25 protein-coding genes are annotated in these 25,020 nt (G+C 60.2%); 22 read left to right on the top strand and 3 right to left on the bottom strand.

Translation table 11 applies throughout. The features are described 5' to 3' along the window. Positions 1-12 precede the first annotated feature (12 nt). The 12 genes from fliI to fliP all read left to right on the top strand — a co-directional run bounded on the left by fliI (position 13) and on the right by fliP (position 8,384). Positions 13-1,401: a flagellar protein export ATPase FliI gene (gene fliI / locus A6U86_RS26090; protein ID WP_068397202.1), complete on the top strand. Its 1,389-nt coding sequence runs from the start codon at positions 13-15 to the stop codon at positions 1,399-1,401. An 84-nt stretch (positions 1,402-1,485) separates the two neighbouring features. Continuing rightward, positions 1,486-2,022, top strand: coding sequence for a flagellar protein (locus A6U86_RS26085; protein ID WP_068397199.1), 537 nt, complete (start codon positions 1,486-1,488; stop codon positions 2,020-2,022). Between the two features lie 126 nt (positions 2,023-2,148). Continuing rightward, positions 2,149-2,541 carry a flagellar basal body rod protein FlgB gene (gene flgB, locus A6U86_RS26080; protein ID WP_068397196.1) on the top strand — a complete coding sequence of 131 codons (393 nt, stop codon included), beginning with the start codon at positions 2,149-2,151 and terminating at the stop codon, positions 2,539-2,541. Between the two features lie 16 nt (positions 2,542-2,557). Next, a complete protein-coding gene (gene flgC / locus A6U86_RS26075) occupies positions 2,558-2,974 on the top strand; it encodes a flagellar basal body rod protein FlgC (protein ID WP_068397193.1) in 417 nt (138 codons plus the stop codon). Beyond that, positions 2,974-3,324, top strand: coding sequence for a flagellar hook-basal body complex protein FliE (locus tag A6U86_RS26070; protein ID WP_068397190.1), 351 nt, complete (start codon positions 2,974-2,976; stop codon positions 3,322-3,324). The genes flgC and A6U86_RS26070 overlap by 1 nt, the downstream gene beginning before the upstream one ends. 96 nt (positions 3,325-3,420) lie before the next feature. Beyond that, positions 3,421-4,209 carry a flagellar basal-body rod protein FlgG gene (flgG, locus tag A6U86_RS26065; protein WP_068397188.1) on the top strand — a complete coding sequence of 263 codons (789 nt, stop codon included), beginning with the start codon at positions 3,421-3,423 and terminating at the stop codon, positions 4,207-4,209. Between the two features lie 19 nt (positions 4,210-4,228). Then, entirely contained in the window at positions 4,229-4,729 is a 501-nt protein-coding gene (gene flgA, locus A6U86_RS26060) for a flagellar basal body P-ring formation chaperone FlgA (RefSeq protein WP_068397185.1), read from the top strand. Next, positions 4,726-5,844 (top strand): flagellar basal body P-ring protein FlgI, encoded by a 1,119-nt coding sequence (locus tag A6U86_RS26055; RefSeq protein WP_068397180.1) that lies wholly within the window; start codon positions 4,726-4,728, stop codon positions 5,842-5,844. Before flgA ends, A6U86_RS26055 begins: the two co-directional genes overlap by 4 nt. Beyond that, the gene (locus tag A6U86_RS26050; RefSeq protein WP_068397177.1) at positions 5,841-6,383 is read left to right on the top strand and encodes a MotE family protein; all 543 of its coding nucleotides are present in this window, start codon (positions 5,841-5,843) and stop codon (positions 6,381-6,383) included. The genes A6U86_RS26055 and A6U86_RS26050 overlap by 4 nt, the downstream gene beginning before the upstream one ends. Beyond that, positions 6,380-7,093, top strand: a complete 714-nt coding sequence (gene flgH / locus A6U86_RS26045) for a flagellar basal body L-ring protein FlgH (protein WP_068397176.1) — start codon at positions 6,380-6,382, stop codon at positions 7,091-7,093. The genes A6U86_RS26050 and flgH overlap by 4 nt, the downstream gene beginning before the upstream one ends. A gap of 41 nt (positions 7,094-7,134) precedes the next feature. Next, positions 7,135-7,629 (top strand): flagellar basal body-associated FliL family protein, encoded by a 495-nt coding sequence (locus A6U86_RS26040; protein WP_068397175.1) that lies wholly within the window; start codon positions 7,135-7,137, stop codon positions 7,627-7,629. Then, on the top strand, positions 7,626-8,384 hold the full coding sequence (fliP, locus tag A6U86_RS26035) for a flagellar type III secretion system pore protein FliP (RefSeq protein ID WP_068397172.1): 759 nt from the start codon (positions 7,626-7,628) through the stop codon (positions 8,382-8,384). Before A6U86_RS26040 ends, fliP begins: the two co-directional genes overlap by 4 nt. A 66-nt stretch (positions 8,385-8,450) precedes the next feature. Here the strand turns inward: fliP and A6U86_RS26030 are convergent, their stop codons facing one another. Then, positions 8,451-10,394: a glycosyl transferase gene (locus A6U86_RS26030; protein ID WP_068397166.1), complete on the bottom strand. Its 1,944-nt coding sequence runs from the start codon at positions 10,392-10,394 to the stop codon at positions 8,451-8,453. A 331-nt stretch (positions 10,395-10,725) separates the two neighbouring features. On the opposite strand from A6U86_RS26030, the gene A6U86_RS26025 reads away from it, so the two are divergent. Together A6U86_RS26025 and A6U86_RS26020 are read left to right on the top strand one after the other, a co-directional pair. Further along, complete coding sequence (locus tag A6U86_RS26025) at positions 10,726-11,634, top strand: flagellin (protein WP_068397164.1); 909 nt, start codon at positions 10,726-10,728, stop codon at positions 11,632-11,634. A gap of 254 nt (positions 11,635-11,888) precedes the next feature. Then, the gene (locus A6U86_RS26020; RefSeq protein WP_068397162.1) at positions 11,889-12,797 is read left to right on the top strand and encodes a flagellin; all 909 of its coding nucleotides are present in this window, start codon (positions 11,889-11,891) and stop codon (positions 12,795-12,797) included. Between the two features lie 109 nt (positions 12,798-12,906). Here A6U86_RS26020 and A6U86_RS26015 read toward each other — a convergent pair whose 3' ends face one another. Next, entirely contained in the window at positions 12,907-14,169 is a 1,263-nt protein-coding gene (locus A6U86_RS26015) for a RimK family alpha-L-glutamate ligase (protein WP_068397159.1), read from the bottom strand. Beyond that, on the bottom strand, positions 14,163-15,650 hold the full coding sequence (locus A6U86_RS26010; RefSeq protein ID WP_068397157.1) for a pyridoxal-dependent decarboxylase: 1,488 nt from the start codon (positions 15,648-15,650) through the stop codon (positions 14,163-14,165). Before A6U86_RS26010 ends, A6U86_RS26015 begins: the two co-directional genes overlap by 7 nt. A 454-nt stretch (positions 15,651-16,104) precedes the next feature. On the opposite strand from A6U86_RS26010, the gene A6U86_RS26005 reads away from it, so the two are divergent. The 8 genes from A6U86_RS26005 (at position 16,105) to A6U86_RS25970 (ending at position 24,962) form a co-directional block, all read left to right on the top strand. After that, positions 16,105-17,025 carry a flagellin gene (locus A6U86_RS26005; RefSeq protein WP_068397154.1) on the top strand — a complete coding sequence of 307 codons (921 nt, stop codon included), beginning with the start codon at positions 16,105-16,107 and terminating at the stop codon, positions 17,023-17,025. 255 nt (positions 17,026-17,280) lie between these two features. Next, positions 17,281-18,261, top strand: a complete 981-nt coding sequence (locus A6U86_RS26000; protein ID WP_068397151.1) for a flagellin — start codon at positions 17,281-17,283, stop codon at positions 18,259-18,261. 248 nt (positions 18,262-18,509) lie between these two features. Continuing rightward, positions 18,510-19,142, top strand: coding sequence for a hypothetical protein (locus A6U86_RS25995; protein ID WP_068397148.1), 633 nt, complete (start codon positions 18,510-18,512; stop codon positions 19,140-19,142). Further along, a complete protein-coding gene (locus A6U86_RS25990) occupies positions 19,139-20,566 on the top strand; it encodes a MotB family protein (RefSeq protein ID WP_068397145.1) in 1,428 nt (475 codons plus the stop codon). The genes A6U86_RS25995 and A6U86_RS25990 overlap by 4 nt, the downstream gene beginning before the upstream one ends. A gap of 3 nt (positions 20,567-20,569) precedes the next feature. Further along, a complete protein-coding gene (gene motC / locus A6U86_RS25985) occupies positions 20,570-21,874 on the top strand; it encodes a chemotaxis protein MotC (protein ID WP_068397140.1) in 1,305 nt (434 codons plus the stop codon). A 2-nt stretch (positions 21,875-21,876) separates the two neighbouring features. After that, on the top strand, positions 21,877-23,475 hold the full coding sequence (locus A6U86_RS25980; protein WP_068397138.1) for a flagellar hook-length control protein FliK: 1,599 nt from the start codon (positions 21,877-21,879) through the stop codon (positions 23,473-23,475). Then, positions 23,429-24,010: a lytic transglycosylase domain-containing protein gene (locus A6U86_RS25975; RefSeq protein WP_244510108.1), complete on the top strand. Its 582-nt coding sequence runs from the start codon at positions 23,429-23,431 to the stop codon at positions 24,008-24,010. Before A6U86_RS25980 ends, A6U86_RS25975 begins: the two co-directional genes overlap by 47 nt. A gap of 280 nt (positions 24,011-24,290) precedes the next feature. Next, complete coding sequence (locus tag A6U86_RS25970; protein ID WP_068397132.1) at positions 24,291-24,962, top strand: transcriptional activator Rem; 672 nt, start codon at positions 24,291-24,293, stop codon at positions 24,960-24,962. Positions 24,963-25,020: the final 58 nt, after the last annotated feature.

Genomic DNA, 25,020 nt, shown 5'->3' with positions numbered 1-25,020 from the left:
CGAGGGCGGATCATGATCGAGGATCAGTTGCCGGAGGCTGCATTGTCGCCGAAGCTTTCACATATGGCCGTGCTTGCGGCGCAATATGCGACGGCGGAGAACTCCGTGGCCCATGGCGGCCATGTGCGCACCATTGCAGCGGGACATTATACCGTCGCCGGCCTTTCCAGGCAGGTCCGTCTCGGCGATTTCGTGGCGCATCGCTCCTCGACCGGCGTGCATCTCGGCGAGGTCGTCCGGGTCGAGCCCGATCTGACCTATGTCTGTCCGATCGAGCCGGGTGAGCCGATCGGTATCCAGGACACCGTCATCCGCAGGGGGGCGTTTCGCATTTCTCCCGATAACAGCTGGTGCGGCCGCACGATCAATTCGCTTGGCGAGCCGATCGACGGGCTGGGCCCCCTGACGAAGGGGCTCGATGCGCGCTCGATCTCCAATACCGCTCCGCCTTCGATGACGCGCAAGCGCGTCGAAACCGGCTTCAAGACCGGCGTTCGCGCCATAGACATCTTTTCGCCGCTCTGCCTCGGCCAGCGCCTCGGCATCTTTGCCGGCTCCGGCGTCGGCAAGTCGACGCTCCTGTCGATGCTGGCCAGAGCCGATGCCTTCGACAAGGTCGTCATCGCGCTCGTCGGCGAACGCGGCCGCGAAGTGCGCGAATTCATCGAGGATACGCTCGGCAGTCATCTGCAGAAATCGGTCGCCGTTGTCGCGACCAGCGACGAAAGCCCGATGCTGCGCAAGATGGCACCTCTCTCCGCGATCACCATTGCCGAACATTTTCGCGATCAGGGCGAGAATGTGCTGCTGATCGTCGACAGTGTTACCCGCTTTGCCCATGCCATCCGCGAGGTCGCTACCGCCTCCGGTGAGCCGCCGATCGCCCGTGGATATCCGGCCTCTGTCTTCACCGAATTGCCGCGCCTGCTCGAGCGCGCCGGACCGGGACCGGAAGGTACCGGCACGATTACCGCCATCATCTCCATTCTGGTCGATGGCGACAACCATAACGATCCGATCGCCGATTCCACGCGCGGCATTCTCGACGGGCACATCGTCCTGCAACGCAGTCTTGCCGAGGAAGGCCGCTATCCGCCGATCGACCCGCTGGCCTCGGTCTCGCGTCTGGCTCGCAAGGCATGGACGCCCGATCAGGAGAAGTTGGCATCGCGGCTGAAAGCGCTGGTGCATCGCTACGAGGAAACACGCGATCTGCGCCTGATCGGCGGCTATCGCCAGGGCAGCGACCCGGATCTCGATATCGCCGTCCGCCAGGTGCCGATCATCTACGACATCCTCAAGCAGACCCCCGGCGAACTGCCATCCGAAGACGCCTTCACCGACCTTGCGACGGCCCTGAAGAATGGTTCAGCGGCAGCCGTGCCGGTCCGGGGACGGTGAGGATCGCATGAGACACCACCCCGATTATCCATTGTTCGCAGCTAGCCGAAATTTCCGAATTTAGTGCCGAAAGAGGGGCCAGACGTGACAGAAACCGACACAGACGAATCGGTCAATCCGCCGAAGGCGGCAAAGAGGCGGACGATTACGGACAGGGCACTCGTCTGCACGGGACTGGTGCTTGCCGGCGCCTCGGCCTTCTTTCCCTGGTACGTTTTCCTCAACCCGGACAAGTTCGGCATCCATGTGGCTGAAGGCGATCGCACGCGCGATCTGCCGAATTGGCCCGGCCGCGAAGTCGTGAGCGTATCGCCGCTGGCCATGGTCAACAAGAATCCCAGCGAGCCCCGGGATCTCATTCCCGATCCCTTGACGACCGCGACGGTCAGCAATGCCGGCCGCGAGGATGACAAGGGGCCGCCGGCCGAACAGCAGCCACTTCCCGGCAAGCTCCCGTTCCACCTCCTGCACGTCGTCAATGGCCGCGCGCTGATCGAGGACGACACGGGCATGTATGTCGTGCGCGTCGGCTCGGTTCTACCCGACAACAGCCGCCTCGCATCGATTGAACAGCGTGAGGGAAAATGGGTCATCGTCACATCCGCGGGCGATGTCTACTGACGCAATTGAAAAACGCGGAGATGCCTGAGTTTCAGGCACTTTGAAGAGTTTACAGGAACGCATTTCTCGCAAGTCCCACGCAAGATTATCCCGCTAGGTTCCTAGTGTAAGAACGGAGAGAAGCCCATGCAACCGATTCAGCTCTTTGACCTGGCCTCGCGGCAAGCCGAGTGGCTTCAGGCGCGCCAGGAGGTCGTTGCCGGCAATATCGCCAATGCCAATACCCCGAAGTACCGTGCCAAGGACGTGACGCCATTTCAGGCCGTTCTGGATAACCAGAACATCAGCATGGCGAAAACCAATCCCGCGCATATTTCGGGTAACGAATTCAGCTCGAGCGGCAACATTAACGTCGAAGAGGCGCCGCTCAGCCAGGAAATAGGTGTCCAGGAGTCGGGTAACACCGTCGGCCTGGAGGACGAACTCGCCAAATCCGGTGAGATCAAGCGCCAGTACAGCTTGAACACCGCACTCGTGAGTTCCTTTCATCGCATGATGTTGATGACCGTAAAACAATAGATGAAGTGAAGATGTCATGGACCCCTTATCAGCCGCATTGAAAATTGCAGGCTCCGGCCTGGAGGCTCAATCGACTCGTCTGCGTATCGTCTCCGAAAATATCGCCAACGCCCGCTCGACGGGTGACACCCCCGGTGCCGATCCCTATCGGCGCAAGACCGTGACCTTCGGCGCAGAAATGGATCGCGCCAACGGCCTGACGACGGTCGGTGTGAAGAAGCTGGGCGAGGACACGGGCAAGTTCGTCGAAGAGTATGATCCGGATAACCCCGCCGCCGACCCGAAGGGCTACGTCAAGATGCCCAACGTCAACATCCTCGTCGAAATGGCCGACATGCGTGAAGCCAATCGTTCCTACGAGGCCAACCTGCAGACGGTCAGGCAGGCTCGCGATCTCATCTCTTCCACCATTGACCTGTTGAAGAACTCATAATGATCGATTCCATCAAGAATGTAGCCTCCCTCTCGGCGACCCGCGGCCTCGGCAGCATCACCACGGATCTGACATCCGCTGCTTCCAGCGCGCTCAACGCCTCTCCGGCCGTTGCCATGGGAGCGGACGCCGGAATGAGCTTTGCCTCCGTCATGTCGAACGTGGCGAAGGACTCCATCAACACGCTGAAGGAAGCTGAAAATGCCTCCTTCGCCGGCATCAAGGGCACGATGAGCACCCGCGAAGTCGTTGACAAGGTCATGCAGGCCGACCAGACGCTGCAAACCGCGGTCGCGCTGCGCGACAAGGTCGTCTCCGCGTTTCTCGATATTACCAAGATGCAGATCTAGGGCGGGATTTCTCGCTCTAATTACTTGATTTGGCGTGAATAATTCGCGGGCCGCTCTCGGTTTCGAAGATCACGCCCCAGCTCGAAGGACGAAAGCATGAGAGCGCTCGCAATTGCCGCAACGGGCATGGACGCCCAGCAGACCAATCTTGAAGTCATCGCGAACAATATCGCGAACATCAACACGACGGGCTACAAGCGTTCGCGCGCAGAATTCTCCGACCTTCTCTACCAGACCGAGCGCGCCAAGGGCATCTCCAACCGGCCGAACCAGGCGGTGGTGCCGGAAGGCGCCAACATCGGTCTCGGCGTGCAGACCGTGGCCGTGCGCAACATCCAGGTCCAGGGCGAGTTGTCGCAGACCCAGAACGAGCTCGACGTTGCGCTTGTCGGCCGTGGATGGTTCCAGATCCAGATGCCCGACGGCACGACCGCCTATACACGCGCCGGCTCTTTCAACAAGAGCGATACCGGCCAGATCGTCACGCCGGATGGCAATGTGCTGCAGCCGGGCATCACGATCCCGAACAATGCCACCAGCCTCGCCATCAACCAGTCCGGCCAGGTTTCGGCGATCATCGGCACGGCGACCACGCCGACCGTGCTCGGCCAGGTGCAGATCGCCAACTTCGTCAACGAAGCCGGCCTGCAGCCGATGGGCAGCAACCTCTTCACGCAGACGCCGGCTTCCGGCGACCCGGTTATCTCCGATCCGAACCAGAACGGCTTCGCCTACATGAAGCAGTATTACCTGGAATCGTCGAACGTCGATCCGGTCAAGGAAATCACCGATCTGATCACGGCGCAGCGCGCATACGAGATGAATTCGAAGGTCATCACGACCGCCGACGACATGGCGCAGATCGTCAGCAAGAACCTGAAGTAGCGGGAAGGACGGGCCGAACATGAGGTTTCGCCGGATGAAAAGCTTAGCAATGGCCTGGTTCGCCGCGGCGAGCCTTTCCGTCGTGTTCGCATCGGTCGCGCCCGCAGGTGCAGCAAGAGCCGATGAGGGCAGCATGGGGACCGCCGTGGTCCCGACGGAGACGATCTACCCCGGCGACATTATCAGCGGCGGCCAGCTCGAGGAGGTTGAAGTCACCAACCCCAATCTGACGGGCGATTACGCCAAGCGGATCCGGCAGGTCACCGGCCTCGTATCCAAGCGGACGCTTCTGCCCGGCCGAACCATCTCCATCTCCTCGCTGCGCCAGCCCTATGCCGTCACGCGTGGCTCCAATGTCCGCCTGGTCATGAGCATGGGCAGCATGACGATCACGGCGGCGGGCACGCCGCTGGATGATGGCGCTGTCGGCGATAGCGTGCGGGCCCGCAACATGGACTCGGGCATCATCGTCAACGGCACGGTTCTCGAAAACGGCACGATCCGCGTGGTCGCAAAATGAAACGGCTTCGTCAATTTCTCGCAGTTCTCTTCGCATTGCCCAGCCTGATCATTGCCGATCCGGCTGCAGCGATGCAATCGCGCATCAAGGACATCGCGTCGCTGCAATCCGGCCGCGACAACCAGCTCATCGGCTACGGCCTGATCGTCGGTCTCCAGGGGACGGGCGATGGCCTGCGTTCCTCGCCCTTCACCGAGCAATCCATGCGCGCGATGCTGCAAAACCTCGGCATCTCGACGCAGGGCGGCCAATCCGCCGCGAAAAACACCGCTGCCGTCATGGTGACGGCGAACCTGCCGCCATTCGCCAGCCCCGGTAGCCGCATCGACGTCACGGTCAGCTCGCTGGGCGATGCGACGTCGCTTCGCGGCGGGACGCTCATCATGACCTCGCTCAGCGGCGCCGACGGGCAGATCTACGCCGTGGCCCAGGGTTCGGTCATCGTTTCGGGCTTCCAGGCCCAGGGCGCTGCGGCAACCGTCACGGAAGGTGTTACCACTGCCGGCCGCGTGCCCGGCGGCGCGATCATCGAACGCGAATTGCCTTCGCGCTTCAAGGATTCGGTCAATCTGGTCCTGCAGCTGCGCAATCCGGATTTCTCCACCTCGATCCGTATTGCCGACACCGTCAACGCCTGGGCGAGCTCGCGTTTCGGCGGGCCGATCGCCGAGGCGAAGGATTCGCAGGAAGTCACGCTCAACAAGCCGAAAATGGCCGATCTGACCCGACTGATGGCCGACATTGAAAATCTCAATGTCCAGACAGATACGCCGGCCAAGGTCGTCATCAACGAGCGCACGGGAACCATCGTCATCGGCGCCGACGTTCGCGTTTCCCCCGTTGCGGTCAGCTACGGAACGCTGACGGTGCAGGTGAGCGAGAACCCGCAGGTGATCCAGCCCGAGCCCTTCTCGAACGGTGAGACGGCCATACAGGACCAGACCGACATTACCGCCACCAAGAGCGGTGGCCGCGTCGCGGTGCTGGAAGGGCCTGACCTGAAGACGTTGGTTGCCGGTCTCAACAATATCGGCGTCAAGCCGGACGGCATCATCGCCATCCTGCAAGGCATCAAATCGGCCGGCGCCCTGCAAGCGGAGCTCGTGTTGCAATGATATCGATCGTCACCGCCAGAAGAATACTGGTCTCTTGCGGCCTTTCGGCAGCGGCAGCAATGCTGCTGTCGCTCGGCGTTGCAGTCGCGCAGCAAGCCCCGAAGCCCGTTGTCGATCCGGCCTCCAGCCAGGATGAGATCCGGCAGTTCTGCACCAATATCGCTGATCCGGCCCGCGACCAGCGCTATCTGCTGCAGAAGCAGGAGCTGGAAAAGCTGCAGGCCGACGTCGATCAGCGCATCGCCACCATGGACAAACGCAAGGCCGAATACGAGGACTGGCTGAAACGCCGGGATGATTTCCTCAAGACAGCGGATCTGGGCCTGGTCGATATCTACAAGAACATGAAGCCGGATGCGGCGGCGGCCAGCCTCAATGATGTCAGGACCGTAATAGCGGCCGCGATCATCATGAAGCTTTCGGCTCGCCAGTCGAGCCTCATTCTCGCGGAAATGGATGCGAAGAAGGCGGCGGCTATTACCAACATTATGGCCAGCGCATCCGATCCGAATACATCGAAGTCGAAGGACCCCTCATGAACATGCGTCTTACGGCCACCTGCGCAATCGTCGTCTTTCTTGCCGGCTGCCAGTCGCAGGCCCTCAGGGAAATCGGCAGGGCGCCTGCCATGAGTCCGATCGGCAGTGGCCTGCAATATGCTCAGACACCACAGATGTCGCAGTACCCGAAGCGGCCGCACCAGATCGCGCAGGGATATTCGCTCTGGAACGATTCTCAGGCAGCGCTCTTCAAGGACTCGCGCGCCCTCAATGTCGGCGACATCCTGACCGTCACGATCCAGATCAACGACAAGGCGAACTGGGACAACGAGACAAACCGCAATCGCACGAACAAGAGCGATATGAACTGGGATATTTCCGCCAAGATCTTCGGCTGGAAGCCCGCGACCAACGCCGACGCGACCTCCGGCTCGGATACCAGCACCGATGCCAAGGGCAAGATGCAGCGCTCCGAGCAGATCAACCTGCTGGTCGCGGCGGTCGTCACCGGTATTCTCGAAAACGGCAACCTGATGATCAGCGGCTCGCAGGAAGTCCGCATGAACCAGGAAATCCGCATTCTCAACGTCGCCGGCATCGTGCGGCCGCAGGATGTCACCGCCGACAACACCATCTCCTACGACAAGATCGCCGAGGCACGCATCTCCTATGGCGGACGCGGTCGTCTGACGGAAATACAGCAGCCGCCGAGAGGACAACAGGCCGTCGACCTGCTGTCGCCGCTCTGATCTGATGGCATCGGCCAGTTTGACAACGAACGGATAGGGACATGGCAGCAGCCGCAGACGAACCGGCAAAAGGCAAGGGATCGCCGCTGATCCTGACGATCGTCGGACTATTGGTGCTGACTGTCCTTGGCGGCGGCGGCGGCTGGTTGCTCGGCACCGTGGTCGCGCCTAGGATCAAGGCAGCCACGGCCGCCATACAGGCCACGACGACAGCCGCCGGCGACAGCAAGCAGGCGGCCGCAGCGGCGCAGGCCAACGGGATCATCGCACTTGACCCGATCACCACCAATCTCGCCTATCCCTCGCAGAGCTGGATAAGGCTGGAGCTTGCACTGGTATTCAAGGGCCCGGCGGACGTCCAGCTTGCCCAGGCGATCCATCAGGACATACTGAGCTACGTGCGCACGGTGTCCCTGCAGCAGATCGAAGGCGCGCGGGGCCTGCAATATCTTCGGGATGACATTCAAGAGCGTGTTGACCTGCGCTCGGAAGGACGCGTATCGAAAGTTATGTTCAGAACTTTCGTGATCGAATGATTCGACCAATACTTATTTTGTCTATATTAGTTGTCGCTGCATTGTCGCCTGAGCTGGCGATGGCGCAGCAATTGCCGTCGCAACTTCCCACCGATCTTCTGAATGCCCCGGTGAACGGCTCCGTTGCCGCCTGGATCATCCGCACCTTCGGACTCTTGACGATCCTGTCGATCGCTCCGGGCATCCTGATCATGGTGACGAGCTTCCCGCGCTTCATCATTGCCTTCTCGATCCTGCGCACCGGCATGGGGCTCGCGACGACGCCGTCGAACATGATCCTGCTGAGCCTGGCGCTGTTCATGACCTTCTACGTCATGTCGCCCACCTTCGATCAGGCCTGGAAGGATGGCGTGCAGCCGCTGCTCGCCAATCAGATCTCGGAAGCCGACGCCGTGCAGCGCATCGCCGAACCCTTCCGGACTTTCATGTCCAACAATACCCGCGACAAGGATCTGAAGCTCTTCGTCGATCTGGCGAAGGAGCGCGGCCAGACGACCGTGGTCGACAACAAGATCGACTACCGCGTGCTGATCCCGGCTTTCATGATCTCGGAAATCCGTCGCGGCTTCGAAATCGGCTTTCTGGTTGTCCTGCCGTTTCTCGTCATCGACTTGATCGTATCGACCATCGTCATGGCTATGGGCATGATGATGTTGCCGCCGACATCGATCTCGCTGCCGTTCAAGATTCTCTTTTTCGTGCTGATCGATGGCTGGAACCTTCTGGTCGGCAGCCTCGTCCGCTCTTTCCACTGAGCAATAATTATGTGATCGGTACCGGAAGGTCGGTCGCCGGAATTTTCATCCCGGCGATCTCCAGGCCTATTCGGCGGCGATTGCCGCCGCATTCCCGTCTTCCGCCATGAAGGGTTCCGTGCGGCTCGGTAGCGCAGGCACGTCCATATGATCGGGTGCCAGACCTTGTTTTGCGCGTTCCACCATCATTTCGAAGGCCGTCTCCAGATGCTGGGTAATGCGTTCGGCATCGAAGAGGGGCTTGATGTAACGATTGGCGAAAAGAGCCTCCTTGAACTGGGCGACGCGCGCCGGTTCATTGGAGAGCTCCACGGCCATGTCCTCATAGGCCTGGACGTCTTCGGCAATCAGTTCCGGCACGCCGATCGCATTCAGCAGGCTTTCGCTGACGCGGGAGGCGAAGTTGGTGCCCTTCATGGTAAGGACTGGCAGACCGCCCCAAAGCTGTTCCGAAGTGGTGGTATGGCCGTTGACCGGGAAGGTGTCGAGGCCGAGATCGGCAAGCTGCTGGCGATCGATGTGATCTTCGTAGCGAATACGCGTGGTGAAGATGACGCGCTTGCGGTTGATGCCGCGTGCCTCCATGCGTGACCAGAGGCTGGCCTCGGAACGGGGGTGGTTGCACAGCAGCCAGAGCACGCTGTTCTTGCTCCGCTTGAGAATATTGCACCACACGTCGATCATCTGCGGAGTGACTTTGCGGTTGCCGTTGAACGAGGCAAAGACAAAGGCGTCTTCGGGCAGCCCATGCTGCGCGCGCGTGACCGGCCGCGGCTTTGGACGATGCAATGGATCGTTCGGCTGATAGCATTCCGGCAGGCGGCAGAATTTCTCGTGAAAATGCGGCTTCGAATGCTCCGGCAGCACGTAGTGATCGCCGATGATGTAGTCGAGGTCGATATTGACGGTCGTGCCGGGAAAGCCGAGCCAGGCAACCTGGATCGGGGCGGCCATGTGATTGAGGATGCGAGCGCGGCTTTCCTTCGTATGGCCCTTGAGGTCAACGAGGATGTCGATGCCGCGGGCGCGGATCGCCTCTGCCGCAGCCTGATCAGACAGGCTGCGGACGTCGACCATCGTTCCCCATTTCTGATGGTCGAACGGCTGCTCGTTCTGGGAAACGAGATCGGTATGGTCGAAGAGAAAGATCTCAAATCGATCCCGGTCATGCAGTTCCAGTGTCCGCTGCAGCAGCTTCATCGTTGCATGCTCCGGCCAGAAATCGGACGAGAGATAGCCGATGCGGATCTTGCTGCCCCAGGCGTGCGGAATCCTGCGGCGGGCCTCGGCATGGCCGACGGGGAGTGCCGAGGTGTCATGGATCGCATATTTGTTGATAGCTTCGTCGCCGCACCAGTGCAGATGGAAGAAGGGGTTGTCCGGGATCACATAGTCGAGATTGCCCTCAGCCATCGCTGCCGTGATCGGGGCCATGTGCTTTTCAACAGCGGCGAGATCGGACAGTTCACGAGCGAAGATCAGATAGAGCGTCCGGAAGATGATGTTGTCCGGATGATTCTTGAACAGCGTCGCGACGATGTGCCGGTTACCCTCGTCATAGAGGTCATCCGTCAGGAGCTTTGCTGCCAGCAGCCGATGTCTGAGTTCGGGCCCTTCGACCAGCACGGTCTTGAAGCCGGAGAGGAGTTCTCTTTGCTGACGGCTGAGGAAGATGCGGGTGAGAATGAAGGCAAGTTCCGGGTCCTTGAACGCCAGGGGCAGGATCAGGCTTCCGACCGCGAGCGCCTGATCGTCGTTGCCGCATTCGCCATGGAGCAACAGCGCCTCGCGAAGATAGTCGTCGCGACGAGGCGGCTGTCTGCCGGCCAGCTCATAGGCGCTGGCCGCATCAGACTTGAAGCCGAGTTTCAGCAGGGTTTTTGCAAGAAGGGCGTAGGTCTTGGGAGACGTGTCGACGTTCAACAACTCGTTCAGCGTTTCGAGCGCGCGCGTATATTGTCCCTTCTGATAGAAGCCGGACGCAGTCACAAAGGCGTTTTTGATATTCACGAGCGAGAACTCCGAGCGGAATGTTGAACTGGCTCTCGTCGAAGGCCGAGTGCCGGCATCATGGATTCGCCGATCATCGCGCACGTAGCTTGCCTGAAACCGAAGCAACGGTCGAAAAGGCCTTTACGCATTCTTAGCCACGTTCCGGACAAGCCTTTCCGGGCCGCCCGCGTTTAAGGAATTCGCAAGCAATGGATGCGACTTTCACTGCGACATGACGGGTTTGGTCCTCTAGGAAAACGGATCGAGGGGCATGAAGCTGCTCCGTCATCGCCGGTATTTACAGTCCGGTATGTCCTCCTTTTGTATCCAGTTTCCAGGGGACACTCCTATGACCAGCATTCTCACTAACAATTCCGCAATGGCTGCCCTCCAGACGCTGCGTGGCATCAGCAGCAACCTGCAGGACACCCAGGCTGCCGTTTCTTCCGGCTTGCGCATCTCCAAGGCCTCCGACAACGCTGCCTACTGGTCGATCGCCACGAGCATGAAGTCCGACAATGGCGCCATCGGCGCAGTATCCGATGCTCTCGGCCTCGGCGCCGCCAAGGTTGACACCGCATCGACGGCTGTTTCCAGCGCCATCGACATCGTCGGCCAGATCAAGAACAAGCTTGCGACCGCCATGGAAGGCTCCGTCGACAAGGGTTCTGTTCAGGAAGAAATCGGCCAGCTGCAGCAGCAGCTGCAGAGCGTTGCCCAGTCGGCTTCGTTCAACGGCGAAAACTGGGTCATGGCCAAGGGCGGCGACTCCGCTTCGGTTGTTTCCTCGTTCATCCGCGGCACCAACGGCACCGTTTCGGTCAGCACGACCTCCTACAAGTTCGACTCCGGCGCAACCGGCAACGTTCTGTTCGGTGCTTCGGCAGCCGGCACGATCCAGACGAGCTCTGGTATTCTCGGCACCAAGACCGGCAGCTACTCGGTCTTCAGCCTTGACATCAGCAAGATGACCAGCGGCCAGATCTCCAGCGCGCTCAACATGGTTCAGACCGCTCTGAACGCCATGACCAGCATGGGTTCGAAGCTCGGCTCGATCTCCAGCCGTATCGACCTGCAGACGAGCTTTGCTTCCTCGCTCTCCGACTCGATCCAGTCGGGCGTTGGCAAGCTTGTAGACGCTGACATGGAACAGGAATCGAGCAAGCTCTCTGCTCTGCAGACGCAGCAGCAGCTGGCCATCCAGTCGCTCTCGATCGCCAACTCTTCGAACCAGTCGATCCTGTCGCTCTTCCGCTAAGCGGATAGACCGGCGCAAAGCGCTGATCGAATTCCTAAACAAGAAGTTAACCGCGCCCATCTAAGGCGCGGTTTTTTTTATGTTTTCTGGGTAAGAGCGGTTCAGGTTTTCTTAACTATATTGCTGTTTCTTAGGACCATCGAAACGGCGAGTTAACCTTAACGAACTGGGTTAACAGGCATGATGCTGAATGCCGTTACCGGTTTTAGGTCCGGAATGTCCCTTATTTAACCAATGCCAAAGGGGCAAATATTATGACGAGCATTCTTACCAACAACGCCGCAATGGCTGCTCTCCAGACGCTGCGCACCATCGGCAGCAACCTGCAGGACACCCAGGCTGCCGTTTCTTCCGGCCTGCGCATCTCCAAGGCTTCCGACAACGCTGCCTACTGGTCGATCGCTACGAGCATGAAGTCCGACAATGGCGCCATCGGCGCAGTATCCGACGCTCTCGGCCTCGGCGCCGCCAAGGTTGACACCGCAACCACCGCCGTCACCAGCGCCATCGACATCGTCGGCCAGATCAAGAACAAGCTTGCGACCGCCATGGAGCCTTCGGTCGACAAGAAGTCGGTTCAGGAAGAAATCAGCCAGCTGCAGCAGCAGCTGCAGAGCGTTGCCCAGTCGGCTTCGTTCAACGGCGAAAACTGGGTCATGGCCAAGGGCGGCGACTCCGCTTCGGTTGTTTCCTCGTTCATCCGTGGCACCAACGGCACCGTTTCGGTCAGCTCGACCTCCTACAAGTTCGACTCCAGCGCAACCGGCAACGTTCTGTTCGGCACGACGGCAGCTGGCACGATCCAGACGAGCTCTGGTATTCTCGGCACCAAGACCGGCAGCTACTCGGTCTTCAGCCTTGACATCAGCAAGATGACGAGCGGCCAGATCTCCAGCGCGCTGAACATGGTTCAGACCGCCCTGAACTCCATGACCAGCATGGGTTCGAAGCTCGGCTCGATCTCCAGCCGTATCGACCTGCAGTCGAGCTTTGCTTCCTCGCTCTCCGACTCGATCCAGTCGGGCGTTGGCAAGCTCGTAGACGCTGATATGGAACAGGAATCGAGCAAGCTCTCTGCTCTGCAGACGCAGCAGCAGCTGGCCGTCCAGTCGCTCTCGATCGCCAACTCTTCGAACCAGCAGATCCTGACGCTCTTCCGTTAATAGGAAGCGCTGGCGCCCAGGCGTCGGCAGAGCATTCAGGACAGGGACTTCACCGCGCCTTCTCACGAAGGCGCGGTTTTCATTTGAAGTGGCCGCGCCGCTCCGGCTTTCAGAGGGCTGTCAGCGATATGGCGCCAGGCTTCCGGCGAACAGCGTCAATGAAGCCGTCGAACAGCTTGCGCATGGCGATCTGCTTGTAGGGATAGACGACGGGATCATCCATGTTGTGGACGACCATCGCGACATCGAGCTCGAACACCAGCAGGCGACCATCGGGTAGTTCGGCGCAGTCTATGCCGAAATAGTCGAGCCCGATGTGGCGGTAGAGTGCGGCAAAGCTATCCTTGTGCCGAACCGCGAAATCGGCGTCGAAATTCTCCATCCAGGCCTGCTCGACCGCGCGCTTTTCCGGGCTCTGCCCCATGCCGGCGCTCAGATAATGCACGATCCAGTGATCGGAGAGCGCCATGTGGCTCGCGAAAGCCTTGCCATCGATGAAGACGACACGCTGCTTGTTGTAAAAGCCATCGGCGCCGCGGAAGTCGATGAAAGGCGCGACATACAGTTCCTGAGCCGGCTGTATCCCCAGCCAGTCGGACAGCCCCGAAAGATCTGTGATGCGCTCCATTCCGTGGCCCGCATGTGTGCTGATGGGTCTGATGACGAGCGGAAAGGCGAGGCCCGAGATACAATCTTCCAGGCGTTTTGTCCCGGCGCCCACCGCGACGAGATCCGCGCGCGAAACCCGATAGGTGCGCGGGGACAGGATGGACGGCTCGCCGGCGAGCATTTCACTGACGCCGTCCCGCGTCAGCCTGCTGATCAATTCGGGATTGCTGTTCATGACCGGACCATTGAAGCCCGCAAGCAGCTTTTGCATGTGGGCGAGAAGGGGAGCGTTCTCGGTCGATTCTCCGATCGCCATGAAAGCCACGTCATAGTCCGGCAGATCGGTGAGGGCTCGCGTTTCGAGATCGACATAGTGCAGCCAAAGCACGCAGTTGCTGCCCGCCAGCAGGAAGTCCAGCGGCGTGTTGGCCATGAAGTCGCCCACGGTGACGAAGGCGAGGAGGTGCGGTCCACTCCCATCGCCGTGAACCACGCAGAAGTCGCGGCGGAGCGCGACGGCGGATGTCAGCAGCTGGCGGGCTTCGTCGGCGCGGCCAAGCGTGTGCAAGATCGTCGCCATGTCGAGAAGCGTGGCCGCGTCGGTCTGGTCGGCCGTTGCCCGCTGCATGAGATCGTTCCAAAGCGGCGTGACGTCATGGCCGGCATAGATCAGCGACACGATGCTCTGCATGCCCAGGATTCGGGCGCGATCCGGTTTTTCTGAGGAAACCGGTGAGGCAGGATGGGCTTTGGTCATCAGCATTGGGCAAGTTCCTGTCGTGAGCCAAGTGTCAAAACGCCGTGCACGAGTGCGTCCATATCCGCTTGCTGCGTGCGATGATTGACGATCGCGGCGCGTATTGCCGGCTGTCCGTTGAGTATGGTCACGGACGGAGCAACACGGCCTTCGGCGTGAAGGTGTTCGACGATGTGAGAATTGATGGCTGGTGCCGCCTTGCCGTCGATACCGGCATAGGCAAAGCAGACGATGTTGAGTTTGACCGGCGCCAGCAGCCTCAAGGCAGGCTCCCGCTCGATCCTTTGCGCGAGGCCGCGTGCCAGCTGGCAATTGGCGCTCATGGCATCTCCCAATGCCTTGATGCCATAGGTTTTCAGGGTGAACCACGTCTTCAAGGCCCGGAAGCCGCGTGAAAGATCCGGCCCGTAGTCGCAAGGCCACCAGTCTCCTCCGGCAAGACCGGTGCTGGCGCGGCTGAGATAGGCGGCATCAGAGGCGAAGGTCTGCCGTTGCCAGGCGCTGTCGCGAACCAGCAGAAAGCCGGCATCGTAAGGCACCTGGCCCCATTTGTGAAAGTCGAAGGCCAGCGAATCGCAGGTCTCGATACCTGCAAACAAAGGCGCGAGATCCGGGCTCAGAACGCCGAGCGCGCCGAGCGCACCATCGACGTGAAAATGAAGATCGTAAGTGTCTGCGATCCGGCGCAGCGCAAGGAGATCGTCGACCGCGCCGGTGTTCACCGTCCCCGCGCTTCCGACAATCAGGAAGGGCCTGTGACCCTCCTGCCTGTCGCGCAGAATGGCCTGCTCCAGCGCCTCGATATTGATCTGCCCGGCGCTATCGACCGGGATGCGCCGCAGCTGGTTGCTGCCGATGCCGGACATTTCAAAGGCTCGGGGAACGCAGCCATGCACCTCGCTCGAGGCGTAAGCGACCAGCCGTGCTTCCTCTGGCAAGCCGGTTGCCCGAACGTCAACGCCGAGTTTGCGGCATCTCGCTATCTGCAGCGCAACGAAGTTGGCTTGCGACGCGCCGGTCAGGAATATGCCGCCGGCCGTATCCGGAAACGAAAATATCTGACGTGTCCAGCGGATGATCTGGCGTTCGACCTCGATGGGCATGTGATCGCGTCCGCCGAGATTGGCGTTCAGTCCGCCGGCCAGCATCTCGGCGAGCATGCCGGTAACGGTACCGCCGCCCTGGACCCAGCCCATGAAGCCAGGATGAATGTTGCCGCTGCCATAGGGCAGGATGTCATCGCGGAAAATGGCATGAACGTCGGCCAGGTCGCTGGGCTCGAAGGGCAATGGCGCATCGAAGGAGGCGCGCGCCGAGGAAGGAGGCTGTTGCCAAACCGGCTTCGTGCCGAGCGTCTGCAGATGGTCGAGCATGTCGTCCAGCATCTGATGACCCTGCTTCCGCAAAGCCTGCCAGTCGTCCGGGTCGAGGCTCGTTCGTTGGTGGCGATCGACCGCCGCCCGACCGGCATCCTGCAAGCTGAACATCATAACCTCTTATATGGCCGGACGCGCCGACGTTGCCGTCGGTGTGCCGCGAAAAGCGCCTGGCCGCGCCTCACCGACATTGGCGTATCCTGACTATGCTACGCCTGCGAAGATGGCGCGAAGCTGACTTGCGTGCTCCCGGAGGCGCCGGACACCTGTGTTCCACGGAAATCCGCAGGCTTCCCACACGCTTCACGGAAGTCATTCGGTCGGCTTCAATGAAAGGTGGTGGAGAGGATGTCGTCAGCTGGAATCGGTCGAATGGCGGGGCCGAATGATTCCGTTAACTTTTGCCGACGGCGTTAACCTTTTATTAACCCTATTCCTGTCAGTTGCAGCTAACGCAACGGTTGGTTAACCTCTCCTAAGAGCCGGTTAACAAGCATGAGGCTGATTGCCGTTCCCGGCCGCAGACCGGATGTCCCTTTCTATTTCAGCCACAAGGGGCACCTCGATGACCAGCATCCTCACCAACGACGCGGCTATGTCCGCACTTCAGACCCTGCGCGGGATCAATACCAACCTGCAGGATACGCAAAGCCGCGTTTCGTCCGGCTATCGCGTCGCCAAGGCGGCTGACAATGCCGCCTATTGGTCGATCGCGACGACCATGCGCTCTGACAATAGCGCGCTTTCCGCCGTATCCGACGCATTGGGGCTGGGCGCAGCCAAGGTCGACACGGCCTATACGGCAATGGACAATGCCATTACCGTTGTGCAGCAGATCAAGGACAAGCTCGTCGCCGCGACCGAAAACAGCGTCTCCAAATCGGACGTGCAGGAAGAAGTGACCCAGCTTCAGCAGCAGCTGGAGAGCATCGCGCAATCTGCGTCCTTCTCCGGCCAGAACTGGATGTTTGCGGCCAACGGCGCTTCCGCTTCCGTAGTCTCCTCCTTCGTGCGCAACAACAACGGCACGGTCGCCGTCAACAGCACGAGCTATAGCTTCAATACCAGCTCGCAAGGCAACGTCCTGTTCGGCGCCAAGGCCAGCGGCGCAATCGACACCAGCTCGGGCATCCTTGGAACCAAGCAGAACATCAACGGCACTGCCTATTCGGTCTTCAGTCTTGATATCACCAATATGACGAGTGGCGGCATCGGCAAGGCGATGAATCTCGTGCAGGGAGCCCTCAACGCCCTGACGAGCGCATCCTCGCAGCTCGGTTCGCTCTCGACCCGCATCGATCTGCAGACCAGTTTCGTCTCCACGCTGCGTGATACCATCGACTCCGGCGTCGGCAAGCTCGTCGATGCGGACATGGAAGAAGAGTCGAGCAGACTGTCGGCCCTGCAGACCCAGCAGCAGCTGGCGATCCAGTCGCTGCAGATCGCCAACACCAGCGCCCAGAACGTTCTCGCTCTCTTCAAGTGAGCCTTGAGTGGAGCTTGCGCCGAGATCGCGCGGCGGCATTTCTCTCTTGTCGCCGCGTATAAGCTTTTGTTAACGTTGCCGCCAATTGATTTGCAGTCTTTGCGCGGAAGCTGGCTCCGGCCTTCTTCAAAGCGATTGAAGCATCTTGTTTTAGCGACGGGCCGCGCTGGGATCTTTCCCGCTGGTGGGCATGAGGCCAATCGTTGCTGCCGGATCGGCCCGGTTTGCCAGTCCCAATGATTTACGGATTTTCAGATGAGCAATGTGACGGCAAATGGAGCCACGTCCGCGGCACTGACGGTGTTGCGCGGAATCAATAAAGATCTCGGTGTCGTGCAGGAGCAGGTCTCCTCCGGCTATGCCATCCAGAATGCAAGCGACAATCCTACCTATTGGTCGATGGCAAACACCATGCGCTCCGACCAGAGCAGCCTGTCCACGATCACGGATGCGCTCGGCCTCGGCGCTTCAAAGGTCGATACCGCATCGACCGCCATGGACACGGTCGTCAGCCTGCTGACACAGATCCAGACCAAGCTGGTTTCGGCAAAAGAGGCGGGTACGGACAAGAACGCCATCAACTCCGATATTCAGCAGCTCAAGAATCAGCTGCAATCAGTCACGCAGTCGGCATCCTTCTCCGGCGAGAACTGGCTTTATAACAACAGCGAGAATGCCAGCACGCAGCAGTCGGTGATCAGCAATTTCACCCGTGGCGCAGGCGGCCAGGTAAGCCTCACCACGATCGGCTACGACAGCTCTCAAACCCTGATGATCGATACCACCGATGCCAGCAAGGGGTTGCTGACCAAGAACGTTGATGCAAGCACGCTCGGCACATCGAGCGGTGGCAGCATGCCGGCTCGCAACTACTATCTTCTGGCCGCCGATTCAGGCACACCGCCGGCCGGCGGCACCGAAATCGCCATTTCGAGCACCACGACGGATGATGAGCTGACCGATATGATCAATGTCACTAATTCACTCCTGAAGTCGGCAACCTCGGCCGATTCGACGCTCGGCCTGATGAAGTCGAATATCGACGATCAGTCGGACTATATTGCCAAACTCAGCGATGCCATCAAGGTCAGTGTCGGCGATCTCGTCGATACGAAGATGGAAGAGGCGTCGGTGCGTCAGAGTGCATTGCAGACGGCGCAGCAGATGGGCATCCAGTCTCTGTCGATCGCCAATAGCATGGCGAGCAAGGTGTTGATTCTCCTTCAGTCGAAATGAGGCGGCGCGCGGCGCGGCAAGATTGCCAATGCCGCTCCGCATTCATCCTCGCACAAGTTTGACTGCCTACGGTTCGGCGCAGTGGCATGGTTGCGCAGCTTGTCGGAGATATCAGTCATCTCCGGCGCGCGCCGCCAGAGGACGGAAACCGGAAGCGTGATGATCGACGTTTTGAGAATGGGAAATGATCGGCCCTCTTGTGGCTTCGACTTGCAGCGTCTTGCCGACGCGAGTGGGGAGATGCGCGCGTGAGTTTGACACTGTCCCGGTATCTCAAGGATTTCAGTGCCGAACAGGCTCCGCCCGCAGGCATTGCCGATATGGTTTTCGCGGAACCGATGGAGTTTGCGGAAACCGCAGTCGAGCCGCCGGTCGATGTCGAGGCCGAACGCCGCGCCGCCTATGCGGAGGGCCATGACGCCGCGACGCAGGATCTGTCTCAAAAGCATCGGGCCGAACTCGATGCGATGAGCGAAACCTTTCGCGCCGAGGCCGATGCCCTGCGAGCGCGGTACGAAGAGCAGGCGGCGGAAAGAATAGCTGCCGACATGACCCGCATCGCCACCATGCTAGGGCAGGCAATCAGTGCGGAAGCGGCCGCAGTCCTCGCGCCGATCATGACGGAAACGCTGACGACCAGGGCCGTTGCCGATCTTGCGGATTTGGTCAGGTCGGCAATTCTCGACGGTAGTGTCGGCCCGATCTCCGTGAGCGGTCCCGGTTATCTCTTCGAGGCGCTCCAGGCCAAACTCGGTGAAGAGGCTGCTCTCCTGCGCCATATCGAGGCGCAGGATGTCGATCTCACTGTCACCATCGGCGAGAGCGTTCTCGTGACCCGCATGTCTGCCTGGGCCGCCAGCCTGAAAGAGATTCTGAAATGAGTGACGGCGATCAAAATCACGGCAAGCATGAGATCATCATCGTCAAGCGTCATGGCGGTGGCGATCACGAAGGCGGTCATGGCGGCGCGTGGAAGATCGCCTATGCCGACTTCATGACGGCGATGATGGCCTTCTTCCTGGTGATGTGGCTGGTGAACGCCGCCAACGAGGAGACGAAGGCTTCGGTTGCCTCCTATTTCAACCCGATCAAGCTTGCCGACGAAAAGCCGACGGAAAAGGGCCTCAAGAAGCCCGTCGACCAGGCTGACGGCGAGAAGAACCAGCAAAAATCGAACAAGCCGCAAGACAATCCGAACGACGGCAAATCCGCCAAGACGGGCGAAGACCTGACGTCTACTTCCGGCGACCAGACGAACTATTCCGAAGCCGATTTCTTCGAGAATCCCTATTCGGTTCTGGCCGAAATCGCCCAGGAAGTCGGCCAGCAGGCCAATGTCAGCGCCAAGGGCGAGGGCGGTGCGGCTCAATCCGGTCCGGCCACGGGCGCCGATGGCGGCCAGGCCTATCGCGATCCATTCGACCCGGATTTCTGGACCAAGCAGGTTCAGGTTTCGAGCGCCTCGAAGAAGGCGAACGAGGAACAGTCCGCCAAATCGGATCAATCGCCGAAGGGAGAGGTGGTGGCCTTGTCCAAGGCGACGGCTGCCGACAGCGGTCAACCGGCCAGCCAGACGGAAACGCCGGAGCAACAGCCGACACAGAGCGAACAGCAGGCAGCTGCCAAGCAGCAGGACAAGCCGGCACAGCAACAGCTCGCCAGCAAGACGGAGCAAAGCAACGCCTCGACATTCGAGGATAATGCCGCTGTCGCCCAGAATAAGGACGTCACGCCGACGAAAGCCCAGCAGCAGGAAGCCAAGCAACTGCAGCAGGAAATTCAGTCGCAGATCGGCGGCGTCGCCGGCCAGCTGGCGGAGGGTCTGGAAGTCACCGCGGCTGAAGGCGGTGTGCTCGTGACGATCTCCGACCAGAGCAACGATCCGATGTTCAATATCGGCTCAACCGTGCCGCGCCGGGAAATGGTGCTGGCGATGGAAAAGATCGGCAAGGTCCTGTCCGAACGCAAGGGCTCGATCCTGGTTCGCGGCCACACAGACGGGCGCCCCTATATGGTCGGCGGCCGCAACGACAACTGGCGCCTGTCGCTCGATCGCGCCCAGAGCGCCTATTACATGCTGACGAGCGGCGGCCTGGATGAGAAGCGGATCGTGCAGGTTTCAGGTTTCGCTGACCGCCGGCTGAAGCTGCCCGACGATCCCTTCAATGATGCCAATCGCCGCATCGAGATCCTGATTGCCGCCCCGACGAGCCAGGCTGCACAGGACCCTGCCGCACCGGACACCCAGAACCCTGCAAAGCCTGCCTCGGGCAAAGGCAAGCCAGGACAAGGCAAGCAGGGATAGGTCATGGCGCGCAAACAGCATCGTCGTCGCCTAGCACTCGCGCTGACCTTCGGCATGCTCGCGCCAGCGGGCGCTCGTGCCGAGGGGCAGGACAGCTTGCCGCTCTACAAGATGCTGCGCTCGCTCGAATTCGTCCAGGATTCCGTGGTTGCGGGCGATAGTTCGGCCGGCGAGATGCAACGCTTTCTGCTGGCCACCATCGACGAGCGCCTGCGCAATGCCGACAAATCCGTCTTTGAAGACAGCCGCAATGCCGATGCGGCGCTGATCTACGCCATGAGCGGCGGCAATCCGGAAACGCTCGAATATCTGATGTCGCGCGACATCAACGGCAATTTCGACAACCGCGTTGCCGACGTGCTCAGGAAATATCTGAACGGCAAGGGGCTGCTGGTCGTCAACACGCTCGCCGACATTGCCAGGGAATATCGCGACAAGCCTATCGGCCCCTATCTTTCGCTCGTCGCCGGCAATGTCATGTCTGGCAAGAATGCCGCCGCGGCATTGAAGCTCTATGACTGGGCGCGGGTAATGGCGCCAGGGACGATCGTCGAGGAATCGGCGCTGCGCCGCTCGCTTGCTCTGTGCGCCGATTCCGGCCTGGTGCCGCTGGGGCTCGAATATGCCCAACGTTATACGAGGCGCTTTCTGCATTCGCCCTATGCCAGCCAGTTTGCCGATCTCTTCGTGCAGCTGGTGGTGGATCATGATTCCGACGTCAAGCAGCAGGATATCATCGATATCCTTTCCTTCATGGATCCTCCCCGGCAAAGGGAGATCTATCTGCGCATGGCGCGACGCGCGGCGATTGCCGGCAAGTCCGACCTTGCAGCCCTGGCAGCGGGCCGTGCCCAGGCCATAACGAACGACGGCAGCGATGCCTTCAGCGCTCTGGCGGGCTTCTATGGCGGCGTGGCGGGTGTGTCCACACCGGGCCTGGAGGCGGCGATCAGCAATCTCAACCAGATGCCTGCCGGAGAATTGAATGCACAGGATCGCGCCTTGCGCGACGCTGCAAAGGCGGTGGCGCAGGAGATCCTGCGTACGCCTGATCCTGCAAGCCTCGGGCAAGGCAATGTTTCTAACCTGCCCAATCAACAGACTACTGAACACGATGCTGCTGTGACGAATCAGGCGGGAGGCCAATCTCCCGGCACGGCGGGTGTTGAGCAGGGAGCGGCTACAAACGCAGCTCCCGCCCCGGAAGGAGGGCGGCAGGAGGCCGACTCTTCGTTCAACGCATTCGTCACGACGAGCCGCTCGAAGCTTGATGCCATCGACGGCCTGTTGAAGCAGGAAAGTCATTGATCATGAACGACATCGGTGTATCCGGCGCCTCCTCCGGGGCGGATATCCTTGCTGCCGCGAAAGGTGCCCGCTCCGGGAAGCAGGACAGCGGCAAGGGCTTTCTTGACGCCCTGTCGAGCTCGCTTGGCAATGGGTCCAAGTCATCCGGCACGAAGGGCAATACCAGTGCGGGAGCGAATGCCGCTACCACCAGCACCGATCCGGATGAAGATGCAGGCGCGACAAAGACGGCGGCGGGCAATACCGCGGCGCTTGCACTTGCCATTGATGAAAGCGCCAATGCCGGAGCGGCGATGATCGACACATCCGCAGCCAATCTCGCCAATCCCGCCGGGCTGGCCAAGGGAGCGAAATCTCCGCAAGGAGCGGCGGCTCTCTCGCTGACGAAATCGCTGATCGAACTGCAGAAGGCAGCTTCGGCGACAACCGAAACCGATCCGGCTTCCGCACAAACCGACCCTGCCGCTATTTCGACGGATCCGGCCGCACCGACCACCAACGCGACTACGATGCCGGCACAGATCGATGCATCGGCTCAGCTTGCCGACATCGCGCAGCAATTGGCCGAGGCAGTGGCGGCCGGTGGACAGCCCGCTACTGCTGATGGCAATGGCAAGGCACCGGCCGTGAAAGATGCGAAGGATGCGGCCAACACCGACGATAGTAAGGCAACACCGACGCAAGGCCCCCAAGCGGCCACCACCATCTCCGACGCGCTGTCGCTCCTGAATGTCCCGCAAGCCGCTGTTGCAGCTCAAAGCGTGATGACGACGACCGGGCAGCCGGCGGGCGACACCAAGATTCAGGGCGTGCCGCTCTCCAGTGCGACGCTTAAGGAGACTACGGCAGACGCCATGCCGTCCGAAGATGGCACAGCAACGGATTCGTCGCAGACCTTTCGGTTGACGCGTGCTGACGGGCGAAGCGGCGCGCTCGATCTGTCCATCTCCAAGAAGGGTGACGATGCAGCCGAGGTCAAGGTAGACGCTCCTGCGAGCGGCGACCTGCCGGCCGTCACCGTCCTTGATTCTCGACGTTACCTCGGGCTTGCCGCCAACTCGGCGCTGGTTGCCGGTTCGCTGGCTGGTGACCGCGAATGGTCGGCAGCGATGCAGCCGGGTTCGGCGCTTTCGAATGCCGCGAATTTGTCCAGCACGGGCAAGGTCGTCAACACGCTCAAGATCCAGCTCAATCCCGACAACCTTGGCAATGTTACCGCGACGATGCGGCTTTCGGGCGATCAGTTGAGCGTCGATCTGAAGGTGCAGACCGGCGAAGCCTACAGGCAGCTGCATGCGGATCAGAGCCATATGGTCGATGCGCTGCGGGCTCAGGGCTACCAGGTCGATAGCATCACCGTCACTATGGCCTCGAATGCGGATCAACAGTCGGATAGCGGCCGGCAGTCCGGATCGAATCAGTCGCAGCAGCAATCCCTGTTGAACCAGGGGCAGGGCGGCGACGCACGTCCGAAAGGCCAGAACTATTCGGGGCAGCAGGCAAATGGAAACAATGGCAATCGCAGCTCGGCGGAACGTGGCGCGGAAGACGGCGCTGCTGGCAACACTCAGCGTTCTCGCTCTGGGGCAGTTTACCTCTGATGCCTTCGCATCGGGAAACGCAACGCCACCCGACAATGGTGCAGCCGGCCTCTGCGAACGCGAAATCCAGTCAGCCGCTGCAAAATACGGCATACCGGAAGGGATTCTCTACTCGGTCGGTTTGACGGAAACCGGGCGCAAGGGATCGCTTTATCCCTATGCGCTCAACGTCGAGGGCAAGCCGATTTTTCCGCCGTCAGAGAATGCCGCCCTGCAGGTTTTTGCTGCCGCGCGGCAGAACGGAGCGAAGCTTATCGACGTCGGATGCATGCAGATCAACCAGTATTTTCACGGTGAAAATTTCACCTCCGTGACTGCCATGTTCGACCCGCGCAGTAATGTCGAGTATGCCGCCAAGTTTCTCCGCAATCTACATGACAGGCATGAGACCTGGACGATGGCGGTAGCAAGATACCACGCTGGCCCGAACAACGACCCCGCCCAGAAGGTCTATGTTTGTCGCGTCATCGCCAATCTGGTGGCAACAGGCTATGGCAAATGGACGCCAAACGCGGCAACGTTCTGCCAGAATTAGGACGCTCATAGGTTGTATTGTCTATCCGGTTAGCAGGCACTAACCCTTATGGCGAGGTTGACTGCCATCTCTTTGCCTGAAATGCGCATATTAACGATAAGCTAACTAACAACTTTTTTATCGGTGTAAAACGTAAAGCACCCACTATATGTAGTGCAAATCGCACCTCTAAAGTTAATCAATTATTAATTTCCGTCACTCATTTCCGACAGTTGTTCGTGATTCGCCCGATTCGTACCCATAGTCCATCGAAACACCACACTGATTCGGAGGCGGACGAATGATCGTAGTGGTTGATGAGCGAGAGCTTGTTAAGGACGGATATACATCACTGTTTGGGCGGGAGGGCATCCCGTCCACGGGATTTGACCCTCGCGAATTTGGGGAATGGGTCACGACGGCGGCAGAGGGCGATATTGCTGCTGTTGAAGCGTTTTTGATCGGGCAAGGGCAGCACGTGCACGAGCTCCCAAGAGCGATTCGTGACCGTACGACTGCGCCGGTGATCGCTGTCAGCGATCAACCTTCGCTGGAATCGACGCTTGCACTCTTCGATTGCGGTGTCGACGATGTCGTGCGCAAGCCGGTACATCCCAGAGAGATTCTGGCACGAGCCGCGGCGATCCGCCGGAGGCTCAAGGCCATCAGCAACTATACCGATGTCGGACCGGTTCGCATCTTTGCGGACGGGCGCGATCCGGAGATCAACGGCGACGTTTTTGCGTTGCCGCGGCGCGAGCGGCGCATCCTGGAATACTTGATCGCCAATCGCGGTCGCCGGGTGACGAAGACGCAGATCTTCAACGCGATCTACGGCATCTTCGACGAGGAAGTCGAAGAGAACGTCGTGGAAAGCCACATTTCGAAGCTGCGCAAGAAACTGCGCAAGAAGCTCGGTTTTGACCCCGTCGATTCCAAGCGCTTCCTTGGTTATTGCATCGACTGGAGCTGAGGCTTCGATCGGCTGCTAACCTCTCAAGTTTGGCCAAGGGCCCGGGAATCCAGTGATT

Source organism: Rhizobium sp. AC27/96, from assembly GCF_001692325.1.
Taxonomy (GTDB): domain Bacteria; phylum Pseudomonadota; class Alphaproteobacteria; order Rhizobiales; family Rhizobiaceae; genus Rhizobium.
This window is presented reverse-complemented; position numbering and strand designations above follow the sequence as displayed.

Excerpts from the sequence above, each read along its gene's own strand:
- flgC (WP_068397193.1), top strand. The coding sequence starts at position 2,558 with ATGGACCCCTTATCAGCCGCATTGAAAATTGCAGGCTCCGGCCTGGAG.
- A6U86_RS25990 (WP_068397145.1), top strand. The coding sequence starts at position 19,139 with ATGAGTGACGGCGATCAAAATCACGGCAAGCATGAGATCATCATCGTC.
- A6U86_RS26055 (WP_068397180.1), top strand. The coding sequence starts at position 4,726 with ATGAAACGGCTTCGTCAATTTCTCGCAGTTCTCTTCGCATTGCCCAGC.
- A6U86_RS26000 (WP_068397151.1), top strand. The coding sequence starts at position 17,281 with ATGAGCAATGTGACGGCAAATGGAGCCACGTCCGCGGCACTGACGGTG.
- A6U86_RS26005 (WP_068397154.1), top strand. The coding sequence starts at position 16,105 with ATGACCAGCATCCTCACCAACGACGCGGCTATGTCCGCACTTCAGACC.
- A6U86_RS25970 (WP_068397132.1), top strand. The coding sequence starts at position 24,291 with ATGATCGTAGTGGTTGATGAGCGAGAGCTTGTTAAGGACGGATATACA.
- A6U86_RS26050 (WP_068397177.1), top strand. The coding sequence starts at position 5,841 with ATGATATCGATCGTCACCGCCAGAAGAATACTGGTCTCTTGCGGCCTT.
- motC (WP_068397140.1), top strand. The coding sequence starts at position 20,570 with ATGGCGCGCAAACAGCATCGTCGTCGCCTAGCACTCGCGCTGACCTTC.
- A6U86_RS25980 (WP_068397138.1), top strand. The coding sequence starts at position 21,877 with ATGAACGACATCGGTGTATCCGGCGCCTCCTCCGGGGCGGATATCCTT.
- flgG (WP_068397188.1), top strand. The coding sequence starts at position 3,421 with ATGAGAGCGCTCGCAATTGCCGCAACGGGCATGGACGCCCAGCAGACC.
- A6U86_RS26070 (WP_068397190.1), top strand. The coding sequence starts at position 2,974 with ATGATCGATTCCATCAAGAATGTAGCCTCCCTCTCGGCGACCCGCGGC.
- A6U86_RS26015 (WP_068397159.1), bottom strand. The coding sequence starts at position 14,169 with ATGCTGATGACCAAAGCCCATCCTGCCTCACCGGTTTCCTCAGAAAAA.
- A6U86_RS26025 (WP_068397164.1), top strand. The coding sequence starts at position 10,726 with ATGACCAGCATTCTCACTAACAATTCCGCAATGGCTGCCCTCCAGACG.
- fliI (WP_068397202.1), top strand. The coding sequence starts at position 13 with ATGATCGAGGATCAGTTGCCGGAGGCTGCATTGTCGCCGAAGCTTTCA.
- flgB (WP_068397196.1), top strand. The coding sequence starts at position 2,149 with ATGCAACCGATTCAGCTCTTTGACCTGGCCTCGCGGCAAGCCGAGTGG.
- A6U86_RS26040 (WP_068397175.1), top strand. The coding sequence starts at position 7,135 with ATGGCAGCAGCCGCAGACGAACCGGCAAAAGGCAAGGGATCGCCGCTG.
- fliP (WP_068397172.1), top strand. The coding sequence starts at position 7,626 with ATGATTCGACCAATACTTATTTTGTCTATATTAGTTGTCGCTGCATTG.
- flgH (WP_068397176.1), top strand. The coding sequence starts at position 6,380 with ATGAACATGCGTCTTACGGCCACCTGCGCAATCGTCGTCTTTCTTGCC.
- A6U86_RS26020 (WP_068397162.1), top strand. The coding sequence starts at position 11,889 with ATGACGAGCATTCTTACCAACAACGCCGCAATGGCTGCTCTCCAGACG.
- A6U86_RS26010 (WP_068397157.1), bottom strand. The coding sequence starts at position 15,650 with ATGTTCAGCTTGCAGGATGCCGGTCGGGCGGCGGTCGATCGCCACCAA.
- flgA (WP_068397185.1), top strand. The coding sequence starts at position 4,229 with ATGAGGTTTCGCCGGATGAAAAGCTTAGCAATGGCCTGGTTCGCCGCG.